This is a genomic window from Nocardia sp. TBRC8007 (assembly GCF_056629435.1).
Genome location: NZ_JBWSOR010000004.1, coordinates 264,899 through 277,885, shown reverse-complemented (window position 1 = coordinate 277,885; position 12,987 = coordinate 264,899). Strand labels below are relative to the sequence as shown.

At 63.7% G+C, this 12,987-nt stretch carries 12 protein-coding genes; 6 read left to right on the top strand and 6 right to left on the bottom strand.

Annotated elements, in window-relative coordinates; translation table 11 throughout:
* The first annotated feature begins 289 nt into the window (after window positions 1-289).
* Complete coding sequence (locus ACX4ZE_RS07065) at window positions 290-961, top strand: membrane protein (protein ID WP_480272487.1); 672 nt, start codon at window positions 290-292, stop codon at window positions 959-961.
* A gap of 79 nt (window positions 962-1,040) precedes the next feature.
* On the opposite strand, the gene ACX4ZE_RS07060 is transcribed toward ACX4ZE_RS07065, so the two are convergent.
* The gene (locus ACX4ZE_RS07060) at window positions 1,041-2,216 is read right to left on the bottom strand and encodes an acyl-CoA dehydrogenase family protein (RefSeq protein WP_480272486.1); all 1,176 of its coding nucleotides are present in this window, start codon (window positions 2,214-2,216) and stop codon (window positions 1,041-1,043) included.
* A gap of 119 nt (window positions 2,217-2,335) precedes the next feature.
* On the opposite strand from ACX4ZE_RS07060, the gene ACX4ZE_RS07055 reads away from it, so the two are divergent.
* A complete protein-coding gene (locus tag ACX4ZE_RS07055) occupies window positions 2,336-3,478 on the top strand; it encodes a cystathionine gamma-synthase (RefSeq protein ID WP_480272485.1) in 1,143 nt (380 codons plus the stop codon).
* A 109-nt stretch (window positions 3,479-3,587) separates the two neighbouring features.
* Here ACX4ZE_RS07055 and greA read toward each other — a convergent pair whose 3' ends face one another.
* Both greA and ACX4ZE_RS07045 read right to left on the bottom strand, forming a co-directional pair.
* On the bottom strand, window positions 3,588-4,082 hold the full coding sequence (gene greA / locus ACX4ZE_RS07050) for a transcription elongation factor GreA (protein ID WP_480272484.1): 495 nt from the start codon (window positions 4,080-4,082) through the stop codon (window positions 3,588-3,590).
* Between the two features lie 334 nt (window positions 4,083-4,416).
* Window positions 4,417-4,887, bottom strand: a complete 471-nt coding sequence (locus ACX4ZE_RS07045; protein ID WP_480272483.1) for a DUF4307 domain-containing protein — start codon at window positions 4,885-4,887, stop codon at window positions 4,417-4,419.
* Between the two features lie 120 nt (window positions 4,888-5,007).
* On the opposite strand from ACX4ZE_RS07045, the gene mca reads away from it, so the two are divergent.
* Genes mca through ACX4ZE_RS07030 form a run of 3 tightly spaced genes read left to right on the top strand, consistent with a single transcriptional unit; the run spans window position 5,008 to window position 8,259 of the window.
* Complete coding sequence (gene mca, locus ACX4ZE_RS07040; RefSeq protein ID WP_480272482.1) at window positions 5,008-5,874, top strand: mycothiol conjugate amidase Mca; 867 nt, start codon at window positions 5,008-5,010, stop codon at window positions 5,872-5,874.
* Complete coding sequence (locus ACX4ZE_RS07035; RefSeq protein ID WP_480272550.1) at window positions 5,874-6,149, top strand: hypothetical protein; 276 nt, start codon at window positions 5,874-5,876, stop codon at window positions 6,147-6,149. The genes mca and ACX4ZE_RS07035 overlap by 1 nt, the downstream gene beginning before the upstream one ends.
* A 55-nt stretch (window positions 6,150-6,204) precedes the next feature.
* Window positions 6,205-8,259: a thioredoxin domain-containing protein gene (locus ACX4ZE_RS07030; RefSeq protein WP_480272481.1), complete on the top strand. Its 2,055-nt coding sequence runs from the start codon at window positions 6,205-6,207 to the stop codon at window positions 8,257-8,259.
* Between the two features lie 233 nt (window positions 8,260-8,492).
* Here the strand turns inward: ACX4ZE_RS07030 and ACX4ZE_RS07025 are convergent, their stop codons facing one another.
* Together ACX4ZE_RS07025 and trhA are read right to left on the bottom strand one after the other, a co-directional pair.
* Entirely contained in the window at window positions 8,493-9,992 is a 1,500-nt protein-coding gene (locus ACX4ZE_RS07025; RefSeq protein WP_480272480.1) for an adenylate/guanylate cyclase domain-containing protein, read from the bottom strand.
* A gap of 214 nt (window positions 9,993-10,206) precedes the next feature.
* A complete protein-coding gene (trhA, locus tag ACX4ZE_RS07020; RefSeq protein WP_480272549.1) occupies window positions 10,207-10,893 on the bottom strand; it encodes a PAQR family membrane homeostasis protein TrhA in 687 nt (228 codons plus the stop codon).
* Between the two features lie 149 nt (window positions 10,894-11,042).
* Between trhA and ACX4ZE_RS07015 the strand changes: the two genes are divergently transcribed.
* Window positions 11,043-11,822: an isoprenyl transferase gene (locus ACX4ZE_RS07015; RefSeq protein WP_480272479.1), complete on the top strand. Its 780-nt coding sequence runs from the start codon at window positions 11,043-11,045 to the stop codon at window positions 11,820-11,822.
* Between the two features lie 68 nt (window positions 11,823-11,890).
* Here ACX4ZE_RS07015 and coaA read toward each other — a convergent pair whose 3' ends face one another.
* On the bottom strand, window positions 11,891-12,823 hold the full coding sequence (gene coaA, locus ACX4ZE_RS07010) for a type I pantothenate kinase (protein ID WP_480272478.1): 933 nt from the start codon (window positions 12,821-12,823) through the stop codon (window positions 11,891-11,893).
* Window positions 12,824-12,987: the final 164 nt, after the last annotated feature.

The window sequence follows — 12,987 nt, the reverse complement described above, 5'->3', positions numbered from 1 at the left end:
CGGCAGATTGACGAGAAGGCGATCCGGCCTAGTGGACCGCGGTCGGGTGGCCAGTCGCTTTTCGGTGCTTATTCAAGCTTGTTCTCGGACGACGGTGAAGGCGGTAATCGATCCGCAAATCACGACTTCGGGGAAGTCGCGCGGTATAACCGTGCGGGAAGTAGTCGGGGCCGACCTGTTCGTGGCTCTTGTTCGTGGCTCTTGTTCGTGGCTCTTGTTCGTGGCTATTGACGCGGTGTCAGCGTTGTCGTCGGAGAGCGAAATCATCGGGTAGCGAAGGGATGTTGGTATGCGCATTTCCGGCTCTGCTATCGATTTTCCGCAGGGATTGTCCGGTGTGTGGAGTTCTATCGTCGTGTTCGCGCCCAAACTGGCCGGGTTTCTGCTTATCCTGCTCATTGGCTGGTTGGCGGCCAAAGCGGTTGCCATGGCCGTGGTCAAGGTGCTGGAGAGGGCCGGGTTCGACCGGCGTGTGGCGCGGGGTGGGATTCGGGAGTTGCTGTCGCGTAGTCGTTACTCCGCATCCGACATCGTGGCGAAGCTGGCGTACGCGGTGATCTTGCTGATCGCGTTGCAGCTCGGCTTCAGCGTCTTCGGCCCGAATCCGGTCAGCGACATGACCAATGACCTCATCGCCCGGCTGCCCGAGCCGATTGCCGCGGTCGGCATTGTGGTGTTCGTAGGCGCGGTTGCCCATGCGGCACGCGTTGTAGCGGGCAGTATGCTGGGCAGCCTGGGGGAGAGGATGTCCATGGCCGAGCTGCGTGCCGATGCCCGCCGATGCAGTTGTGCGTCCGTTGTCCGCGAGCAGCTCTGGATCGATCAGCAGGCTGCCAGGGGACCTCGCTCATATCAGAGGAACGGACCTGGCGTGAGCGAGGAGGTGTCATCGACAGACGACAGCGTTCACCCGAAAACCGGTGAGTATTCCGAGCGCCCCGACCATGGAGGTCCAGCTTGAGCCGAAACAGTCGGTCGATGTTCTCGTCTTCCCGGCATGGCCGGAGGTCTTCTCTGCATGACCGGAGCGGGGAAGCCTGTCAGCGAAAGGCGTTGGCTTCGGTCAAGGCCCGGCCGAGTACCAGCTGGTGTACCTCAGCGGTGCCCTCGTAGGTGAGTACCGACTCCAAGTTGTTCGCGTGGCGAAGTACCGGATAGTCGAGCGTAATGCCATTGGCGCCGAGAATGGTGCGACATTCGCGTGCGATCGCGATGGCCTCGCGCGTACTGTTCAGCTTGCCCGCGCTCACCTGTTCGGATGTGACCGCGCCACGATCTTTCAGACGCCCGATATGCAGTGCGAGCAATTGCCCTTTGCCGAGTTCCAGGGCCATATCGGCCAGCTTGGCCTGGGTGAGCTGGTAAGCGGCCAGCGGCTTGTCGAACACCTCGCGGGTGCGGGCATACTCGATAGTCGTGGCCAGGCAGTCGCGGGCGGCGCCGAGCGCGCCGAAGATGATGCCGAAGCGTGCCTCGCTCAGACACCCCAACGGCGCGGCGAGCCCGCGTGATCCCGGCAGCACTGCGTCGGCGGGCAGGCGGACGTCGTCGAAGTCCAGTTCTGCGGTGACGGAGGCGCGCAGCGACAGCTTGCGGCGCATCTCCCGCGCCGTGAACCCAGGCGTGTCCGCGGGTATCAGGAATCCACGGATCACCTGCTTCCCCCCCTCTTCGGTCTGCGCCCAGACCACCGCGACATCGGCTACCGATCCATTGGTGATCCACATCTTCGAGCCGTTCAGCACCCAGTCGGTACCGTCGTGCTTCGCCCTGGTCCGCATGCCGCTGGGATTGGAACCGAAGTCGGGTTCGGTCAGCCCGAAGCAGCCGAGTGCGTGGCCGGCGGCGAGTTCTGGAAGCCATTGCTGCTTCTGCTCTTCGGAGCCGTACTTGTGGATCGCGGTCATCGCAAGCGAGCCCTGTACTGAGACCATGCTGCGCACGCCGGAGTCGACCGCCTCCAGTTCCTGGCAGGCCAGACCATAGGTGGTCGCCGACATGCCGGCACAACCATAGCCGTTCAGATGCATGCCGAGCAGACCGAGCTTGCCCAGTTCCGGTGCGAGTTCGCGTGCTGGGAAGACGCCTGCCTCGAACCAGTCCGCGATGTGCGGGCGTAGTCGACGGGCTGCGAAGGTGGCGACGGTATCCCGGATCTCGCGCTCGTCCTCGGACAGCAGCGTATCGGTGGCGAATAGTTCTTCGACAGTGACCATGGGATCAGCCTATGAGGACAGCACCTCTGCGGTGATCCGAACCTGCTCATATGCATACCGACCCGCCGTAGGAGCCTACCGGCAGCGGGTCCGGAGAGCCTCCCGATTAGGCTGAGCCTATGAGCGAGCTGGGATTCTCCACACGGGCCGTGCACGCCGGGTTCGATCCCGACCCCCAGACCGGCGCGGTGAATGTGCCCATCTACGCGAGTTCGACCTTCGCCCAGGACGGTGTGGGCGGTTTGCGCGGCGGGTTCGAATACGCCCGTACTGGAAATCCGACGCGCGCCGCGCTGGAGACGAACCTCGCGGCTTTGGAAGCGGGCCGCTACAGCCGGGCATTCGCTTCGGGGATGGCCGCGACGGACTGTGCGTTGCGAGCTACCCTGCGTCCGGGCGACCATATCGTGATTCCCGATGACGCCTATGGTGGCACTTTTCGTCTGATCGACAAGGTGTTCCGCCAATGGGGCATCGAGCACTCGCCTGCCCGCATATCCGATGTGGACGCGGTCCGTGCCGCCATCCGGCCGAATACCGAACTGGTGTGGATCGAAACTCCGACCAATCCGTTGCTGAACATCGGTGATATTCCTGCGCTGGCCGATGTAGCGCACGCCGCGGGCGCCAAACTCGTGGTCGACAACACCTTCGCGACCCCGTATCTGCAACAGCCGCTGCTACTCGGTGCCGACATCGTGGTGCACTCCACCACCAAGTACCTCGGCGGTCACTCCGACGTTGTCGGGGGTGCGTTGATCACCGACGATCCGGAACTCGACGCGGCGTTCGCGTTCTTGCAGAACGGCGCGGGTGCGGTCCCAGGCCCGTTCGACGTCTTTCTCACGCTGCGCGGCACCAAGACTCTCGCGTTACGAATGGACCGACACTGCGACAATGCCGAAACGCTCGCGGAGTTCTTGTCCAGGCACCCGGTGGTCGCGCAGGTGATCTACCCCGGCTTGCCGGAGCATCCGGGCCATGTCTTCGCCGAGAAGCAGATGCGGCGATTCGGCGGGATGATCTCGGTGCGTCTGCGTGGTGGTGTCGAAGCCGCGCGCAAGTTCTGCGCACGAACCACAGTGTTCACCTTGGCCGAATCTCTTGGTGGCGTCGAGTCGCTGATCGAGCATCCAGCGGCGATGACCCATGCCTCGACCGAGGGCTCTGAACTGGAGGTTCCTGCGGATCTGGTAAGGCTGTCGGTCGGTATAGAGGATGTCAGCGACCTGCTCGCGGATATCGAGCAGGCGTTGAGCTAGATTCACTGATATGCGTAAGCGGCCGTACCCCCTGTCCGGGTACGGCTGCTCATGTTCGCGCAGGTTGTTCGCAGAGGTTGTGAGTAGGGCCGCGCCACGGCCCATACCATCAGCTGTGGTAGGGCTCGGCGCTGATCAGGGTGACCTTCATAGTGTTGCCATTGGGCAGTGTGTACTCCCTGGTCTCGCCCACCTTGGCATCGATGAGCGCGCCGCCGAGCGGGGAGTTCGGCGAATAGGTCTCCAGCTTGGAGTCTCGCAGGCCCTCTTCTCTGGTGGCGATCAGGAATGTTTCGGTATCGGACTCGTCGCCGTCGTAGTAGACCTTCACGACCGACCCAGGAAGCGCGACGCCGGATTTGGTAGGAGCGACGCCGACCTTGGCGTTGTTCAACAACTCCTGCAGTTGGCGAATACGCGCTTCTTGCTGCCCCTGTTCCTCGCGGGCAGCATGGTATCCGCCGTTCTCCTTGAGATCGCCTTCTTCACGGCGTTCATTGATCTCGGCGGCGATGACCGGACGATTGGCGATGAGCGCGTCGAGTTCGCTCTTGAGCCTGTCGTGCGACTCCGGGGTCAGCCAGGTCACTTGCGTCTCAGTCATCTCGATCACTCCCTAGTAGTTGTTCCCGGCAGGCCGGGATTCCCTGAGCACTGGCGAGTACCCACTGGCGGCGAGCACGCACCGGTCGACGGCTGGAGCCACCCTGGGAAGTTCGTCGAACCCCTACAGGCCCCCTCGGTCGCGGGCAAACTCACAAACCCGGACCCTCAGCGCTGGCCGCCAATGCAGCAAACACGGCTCCGAGCCCCGGAACCGTGTATCAAGTCATTTTAGCATGATTCACAAACGCGCAGGTCGGAGTTGATTTCGTAGGCAAGTCGCCGAAGATGTGCCGCTGATTCGAAGCAGTCGCCCAGCTCGGCGACTCAGGAGGTCAGTCTGTTCGAAGGTAGTCCGGCACGTGTGCGCTACATCCGTAGACACTGCTCGCCGCAGGTCGCGCTGACGCCCGCACGATGGTGGTCAGCCGCACTGTCGCGCTGTCGGAAGGTCCGATGAGTACTTCGCGGCGACCGAGTTCGGTGCTGTCCCTGGCCATCGCACGTACGAAGCACACCACCGGCTGTGAAGGGTCGGCGCGGGTGACTTTGAAGCGGACGCTCATGGTCGAGTCGTTGACCACGGTGTAACCGAGCTGTTCGGCCTCGATGTCCCCTGGGCCGTATTTCTGATATCCGAGGTAGGCGACGCCGAATCCGGCCAATACGACGAGCGCGCCGAGGAGTGGCGCGATCCAGTGCCGTCGGGGCGCCGACTGTGTTCCGTACCGGTCGGTGCGAGGGCCGTTCGGTGTAGCCGCCATGACTTTCGCGTCACCGCCTGCGCGCGGCCCGGGCTCGCTCATGGTGATCGCTCCTGGGGGGTAGGTCGGAACAAATATGGATCGGATGGAACTATAGGTAACGAAGCCTAGACACCCGCGACCGAGAGCGATGGTGAACGAGAATTGAGTGGCCTTCGCCTCATGGCGGTACACGCCCACCCCGACGATGAATCCAGTAAAGGTGCCGCGACTACCGCCCGCTACGCAGATGAAGGACATGACGTTCTTGTTGTCACGCTGACCGGCGGAGAGCGCGGAAGCATCCTGAACCCAGCCATGGACACGCCTGGGGTCTTGGAGCGGATCGAGGAGATTCGCCGGCAGGAGATGGCCGCCGCCGCCCGCGCGCTCGGCGTGCGTCAGCATTGGCTCGGCTTCATCGACTCGGGTCTGCCCGAGGGTGACCCGCTGCCGCCGTTGCCCGAGGACTGCTTCGCGCTGGTTCCGCTGGAGGAGGCGACCGAGGCATTGGTCCGGGTGATGCGTGAATTCAAGCCGCATGTGGTGACCACCTACGACGAGACCGGCGGCTATCCGCATCCTGATCACATCCGCTGCCATGAGGTGTCGGTGGCCGCGTTCGAGGCAGCGGGTGACCCCGAGCATTTTCCCGCCGCGGGTGAGCCGTGGACGCCGCTGAAGCTGTACTACGACCACGGGTTCAGCATGCGGCGGATGGAGGTTTTCGCCGAGGATTACGAACGCACCGGCGAGCCGTTCCCGCTGCAGCAGTGGATGGACCGGCTGCGTAATTACGCCGCTGAACGCGGCGATATATTTTCGCGGATCACTACCCAGATCGAATGTGCCAAGTACTTTCCGCAACGTGACGACGCTCTGCGCGCGCATGCGACACAGATCGACCCGAACGGCGCGTTCTTCGCTATTCCGCTGGAGATGCAACAGCGTTTGTGGCCCACCGAAGAGTTCGAGCTGGCCAGGACTCGGGTGGAGACCATGCTTCCGGAGACCGATCTGTTCGCGGGAATCGAGGATGAGCTGTCGTGATGTTGGTCTTGCTCGCCCAGACACCGACCACTCCGACCGGACCGGAGTTCGGCAAGGCATCACCGCTCGGGCTTGTCATCGTACTCGTCCTGCTCGCAGGCACCTTCTTGCTGATCCGGTCGATGAACCGGCATATCAAGGGTCTGCCTGCGACCTTCGAACCCGAGCGCCCGGAACCGGACCAGGAGGCCGACGAGGGAACTGAGCACGGCATCACGCGCCATGGTGAAGGAGTAAGAGGCACGGACTCGGATGGCCGTGCCGAGTCGAGCTGAGCGGGTCCGTGTCGTCGCTGGGTAGCCGCCGACGCATCGTGGGAGAGTAGAGGCTATGAATCGGCTCGGTAGCGCCACGTCGCCGTATCTGCGCCAGCACGCGGCCAACCCGGTGCACTGGCGTGAGTGGGATGCCGAGGCGCTGGACGAAGCGCGTATGCGGGACGTGCCGATCCTGCTCTCGGTTGGATACGCTTCCTGTCACTGGTGTCATGTGATGGCGCACGAGTCGTTCGAGGACGTGACGACCGCGAGCCGGATGAACGAGGACTTCGTTTGTGTGAAGGTCGACCGAGAGGAGCGGCCCGACCTCGACGCGGTCTATATGAATGCCACGGTCGCGATGACAGGGCAGGGGGGGTGGCCGATGACTTGTTTCCTCACCCCGGACGGCGCACCGTTCTATTGCGGTACTTACTATCCGAAACTCCCGCGTGGCGGCATGCCGTCGTTCACTCAGCTACTCACCGCGATTACCGACACCTGGCGCACCCGCCGCGACGAGGTGCAGCAGGCGTCCGCGCAGGTGGCCGCGGCGCTGCGGGCGCAGGCAGCGGGGCTGCCCGCCGCCGAGGTGGCGATCACGGCAGAACTGCTCGGCCACGCCGTTGCCGACGTGCTCCGCGCCGAGGACAGTACGCACGGCGGATTCGGTGGTGCGCCGAAGTTCCCGCCGTCGGCGTTACTGGAGGGCCTGTTGCGGCACTGGGAGCGGACCGGGGATTCCGCCGTATTCGATGTGGTCGCGCGCACAACTGAGGCGATGGCCCGCGGCGGCATCTACGATCAGCTGCGCGGAGGATTCGCGCGGTATGCGGTCGATGCCGCGTGGGTGGTGCCGCACTTCGAGAAAATGCTCTACGACAATGCACAGTTGTTGCGTGTCTACGCGCATCTGGCGCGGCGTGACCTCTCGGCGGCACCGGAATCATTAGCACGCAGGGTCGCCTGTGAGACTGTACGGTTTCTGCTCGACGACCTGGGGACAGTTCATGGCGGCTTCGCCTCGGCGCTGGACGCCGATACACAGCTGGAGCCAGGCGTGCCTGGCGTGGAGGGTGCGACCTATGTGTGGACGCCCGCCGAACTGACCGGCGTGATCGGGCCGACCGAGGGGACGTGGGCCGCTGAATTCTTCGGGGTGACCACTGCGGGAAACTTCGAACAGGGCACATCGGTGTTGACCCGGTACACCGAGCCGTCCGGGGCGCGGGACAAAGCGCGTCTGGAGCGGGTGCGGGCGATGCTGATCGCGGCCCGTGATCGCCGCCCGCAACCGGGGCGTGACGATAAGGTGGTCACCGCGTGGAACGGGATGGCGATCACCGCGCTCGTCGAGGCGGCGGCCGCACTGGACGAGCCGGAGTGGGTGACCGCGGCGGTCCGCTGCGCACGTTTCCTGCTTGCCGAGCATGTGGTGGACGGCAGGCTGCGGCGTGCGTCACTCGGCGGCACCGCAGGCGCGGCGCCCGGCATTCTGGAGGACTACGCCTGGCTGGTTACCGGGTTACTCGCGCTTCACCAGGCCACCGGCGAGCTCGTTTGGCTCGATGACGCGCAACGAGTGCTGGACATGGCGATCGAGCATTTCGCCGACCCCGAGCGTCCGGGTAGCTGGTTCGACACTGCCGACGATGCCGAAACATTGATAGCCCGTCCACGCGACCCCATCGACGGTGCCGCTCCGGCCGGTGCGTCCGCGCTGTCCGAAGCGCTGCTCACCGCTGCGGCTGTGAGTGATCCGGAGCGTGCCGCGCGCTATCGCGAGCTCGCCGATCGCACACTCGAATGCGGCGCGGTGGTCTTGGCGCGCGCTCCCCGTTCGGCGGGGCATTGGCTCGCGGTGGCCGAAGCAGCCCTGCGTGGGCCGCTTCAGGTCGCTATTGCCACCGCCGATTCCATTACCCACCCCACCGAATTGCTCACTACCGCTCGTCTGGTGGCTCCGGGCGGTTCGATCGTTCTCGCCGCCGCACCGAATGCCGTCCCATTACTGGCTGACCGTCCCCTGGTTCGCGATGCCGCTGCCGCTTATGTCTGCCGTGGCTCGGTGTGCGACCTGCCGGTCTCGACTCCGGATCAGCTCCGCATGGCGCTCCAGCGGAACTAGGGGAGCCGCTGTTCGATCGGGTGTCCCTGTGCGGACGGATCAGCGCAGTCCCGGTCGTCGACGGAGGGGGCGTTCGGTTCGATGTCTGGCGTTGCTGTGTCTTCTGGCTCCGCCCCCGGCGTTGCTGTGTCTTCTGGCTCCGCCCCTGGCGTTGCTGTGTCTTCTGGCTCCGCTAGCCGGTGCTTATGTGGATGATCTGGTCGATTTCGCCTGGTGATGTCTGTATCCGGGCGTCAGGATATTTGATCGGGGGCTGGGGCGCTGCTGTCGGTCCAGCAGCCGGTCGGCTCCTTCATGCCACGCAATACCATAGTGTTGTAGAAGGTCCATTCGGACCTTTCGTGCGCCGTAGCGGCCTCGATCACGGCGGTACTCACCAAGATCCGTTGCGGCACGCTTTTAGCCGCGGTGGTGAGACGGGCAGCGGCGTTGACCGCGTTGCCGATCACCGTGAATTCGAGCCGGGTATCCGTGCCGATGTTGCCGGCGAAGACCGGCCCGCGCGCCACCCCGATGCCGATGTCGAGTTCGCCGGAGGCTGTCACCTCATCGCGGATACGGCGCGCGGCGCGCAGGGCCATGGTCGCGTTGTCGCGCAGGGCTATCGGCGCTCCGAAGACACACAGGGCCGCGTCGCCCTCGAATTTGTTGACCAGTCCGTTGTTCTCCTCGGTCGCTGCGACAACGATCGCGAGAAGCCGGTTCAGTTTGGCGACGAACTCGTGTGGCGGCAACCCGGTGGACAGCTCCACCGAGCCGGTCACATCGACGAACAGTGCTGTCACCTCGCGCACGTCACCACTGAGATCCGCCCCGACCGCGAGCGCGCGCTCGGCCACCTCTGTCCCGACATGCCTGCCGAACACCTCGCGCATTCGCTGTCGTTCACGCAGATTCGCGGCCATCTCGTTGACCGAGTGCTCGAGTCTGCCGATCTCGCTGGTACTGTCGATCGGCACCTGGACGCCCAGGTCTCCCTGAGTGATCCGGTCCAGCGCTCGGCGCAGTGTGTGCATCGGCGCCGCGACAGCACGTGCGAGAAAAGTGGTCGCCAATGCTCCGACTCCGATGCTGACCGCGGACAAGTAGATAGCGGTCCTGACTCGGTCAGTCGGTGTCGCGGTCGGGGCGGCGAGCACGACGATCAGCATGAGCAGTGGAAGCGCTGCCGCTACCGCCCAGGTCACCACGACTCGTGTGAGTACAGAGGAACTCCAGTGCATCGTCCAGCCGAGCACTTCGGCGACCACCGGAATCGTCGGCCGGATCAGCCGATCCACGATCAGGAAGGTGACCGCTGCCGACTCCAACGCGCCGAGGGTGAACAGCGCCGCGATCACGCCGCGGTCACTGCGGGGGGTTAGATGCTCGAAGATCGCCGTTGCCGCGATCACGCCGGGAATCCACAGTGCGAGCGCCCTCAGGCTGATCGCGGTCGGTAGTCGCAGCAAACGGCGAGCTTCCGCTGCGGTCGGCGTGCGTGTGGCGTCGAGCCAGCCGAAATATACCTTCCGGTCGCGCACCGCGAGTAGGACACCGATCAGGACCCCGGCCGCTGGATAGACGCCGGCGAGTGCCAGCGCCCGCAGCCAGTTCGCGCCGAGACTTTCGATGAACCCGTTCAACCACAGCTGGACTATGATCACTGTGACGCCACTGAGATTGGCCGTAGTGACCATCGCAGCCAGACCGGCCCGTGCGGTGAGCGCCCATACGGTGAGTTTCGCGATCATCGGGCCTGTGATCCGGGTAGCCGATGGGTCGGGGTGGGTCTGCGCACAAGCCACGTCGGGGCCGCGGCACAAATGAACTCGACCCGCGTGCGCTTTGCTATGTTGATACGCTGGACTGTCGTGAGCACCTGAACTGTAGGGATTGGTGAGCTGCTTTCGATCGGGTGCAGTTGCATCGCACGTTGCCCTTGTTTTCGACCCTATGGTGTTGCGTTCAACGCAACACCACGAGCCAGATCGCCGCATAGTGAGTCAGCGCCGCGAGCACTGTGGCCGCATGGAAAAACTCGTGATGACCGAAGACGGTCGGCCATGGGTTCGGCCACTTGGTCGCATAGAGGATGGCGCCGCCGCTATAGCACAGACCACCGATCAACAGCAGCAGTAGCGGTGTGATGCCGACCTGGCTGTTCAATTGCCCGGCGACCGGCACAATAGCCCAGCCGAGCAGCAGATACAGCGGGACGCCGACCCAGCGGGGTGCGGTCGGCCAGAGCATCTTCACCGCTACTCCGGCCAATGCTCCCGCCCAGACCACGGCCAGTAACGTCCGTCCTGTGCGCTCGGGCAGACCGAGCAGGGCGAACGGGGTATAGCTGCCTGCGATGAACAGGAAGATCATCGAGTGGTCCGCCCGTTTCATCCAGATGCGAGCGGTGGCAGTCGGCCAGTTCACTCGATGGTAGGTCGCGCTGACAGCGAACAACCCGCACACTGTGAGGCCGTAGACCAGAGTCGCCCACCCGGCGGTTACCGATACCGTGGCAGCGGTCGCGCTCAGTACGACAGCGGCCACTGCCGCGACACCGAAGGCCCAGGTGTGGATCCATCCGCGCATACGCGGTTTGTTCAGTGCCGGGGGGTGTGTTTCTTCCCTTGGCGCTGCCGCGACCAAGGGCATGTCGGCGGCACCGACCAACTCGGACACGAGCTACCTCCTAAGCTGAACCACCGGTAACCTACGTAACCGTAGCTTTGGGTTTTCGGCCACTTTACCGGCGTATCGCGGTCGATGCCGAGAACGGGCTTTCAAGGCGTAGGGTTGCTTACGTGGAACTTCCGAGTCAGGTGTGGGGACTGCCGTATCGCATCTACGAGGCCCGGTTGTCCAGGCAGCTGGCGGACAAGCAACATCCTAGGCATGTCGCGGTGATGTGTGACGGAAATCGTCGGTGGGCGCGGGAGAATGGTTTCACCGATGTCAGTCAGGGCCATCGGGTGGGGGCGTTGAAGGTCGCCGAACTGGTCGGCTGGTGTGAGGCCGAGGGCATCGAGATGGTGACTGTCTATCTGCTGTCCACTGAGAACTTGCGGCGCAGTGCGGACGAACTGGAGACGTTGTTCGAGGTGATCACTGATGTGGTCGAGGAACTTTCGGCCCCAGAGCAGAATTGGAGCGTGCATCTGGTCGGCTCCCTCGACGGTTTTCCCGAGCTGATCGCCAAACGGATACGCACTGCGATCGAGCGCACCGAGGACCGTTCGGGCGTACACGTCAACGTCGCGGTCGGCTATGGTGGTAGACAAGAGATCGCCGATGCGGTCCGCTCGTTGGTCCGTCAGGAGATCGCCGCCGGGGAGACCGGCGAAGACCTGGTCCAAGCGATCACTGTGAACGCGATCGGCCAGCATCTCTACACCTCCGGGCAGCCAGACCCCGACCTGGTCATTCGCACCTCTGGCGAGCAGCGGCTATCCGGGTTCCTGCTGTGGCAGAGCGCATACTCCGAAATGTGGTTCACCGAAGCGTACTGGCCGGAGTTCCGGCGGGTGGATTTTCTGCGCGCGCTGCGCAACTATGCCGCGCGGCACCGTCGCTTCGGTATCTGATTCGATCCTGCGATGGTGTGACCCCGATTGTTCTCGTCATTCGCTCTGGGGGTGAACTGTAAGGGATATCATAGTTTGCGCAGTCGTAATCGGTTGATGCTGTGATCGGTGTCCTTGCGTAATACCAAGGTCGCCCGCGGTCGGGTCGGCAGAATATTCTCCACCAGATTCGGTCGGTTGGTGCTGTTCCAGATCTCTTGGGCCGCAGCAGTCGCCTGCTCGTCGGTGAATCCGGAGTAGTGGTGGAAATGCGCGTCCGGATCGGCGAATGCGGTTGCCCGCAGCGCGAGAAACCTTTGTATATACCATTTCTCGATATCCTCGATGCGCGCGTCGACGTAGATCGAGAAGTCGAACAGATCCGAGACCATCAACCGCGGCCCGGTCTGCAGCACGTTCAGTCCTTCGACGATCAGAATGTCGGGCTGGTGTACACAGTGCAGCTGTCCCGGCACGATGTCGTAGGAGATGTGGGAATACACCGGTGCGCATACTTCCGCCGCGCCGGATTTCACCTCGGTGACGAATCGCAGCAGTTTGCGACGGTCGTAGCTCTCTGGAAAACCTTTGCGATGCATGATGCCGCGCCGGATGAGTTCCGCGCTGGGATAGAGAAACCCGTCGGTGGTTACCAGGTCGACCCGCGGGTGATGATCCCAGCGAGCCAGCAGTGCCTGGAGTACGCGGGCGGTGGTGGACTTACCCACCGCGACGCTGCCCGCGACGCCGATCACGAACGGTACCTGGCGGTCCGGATGGGTCTCGCCGAGGAAGGTCGCGGTCGCGGCGAACAAGCGTTGGCGCGCGGCCACCTGGAGGTGGATGAGCCGAGCGAGCGGGAGATAGACTTCTGCGACCTCCTCTAGATCGATCTGTTCCCCGAGGCCACGCAGTCCGACCAATTCTTCCTCGGTGAGCACCAGTGGAGTCGATTTACGCAGTGTCCTCCACTGTTTCCGGTCGAATTCCACGTATGGACTCGGCTCGCTCATTCGTGCCACTTACCCGACGCTCCGCATCGGCAAACACGCACAGTACTGGTGCGGATCCGGTGAGGTTCGGTCAAGCTTTCGCCGCATAGCCGAATTCTGCTCCGCGTCACCATGGCGGGATGAGTGGGGTACCACTACCTGGGAGTAACTGAGTCGCAGGCCGAGGCGGCACC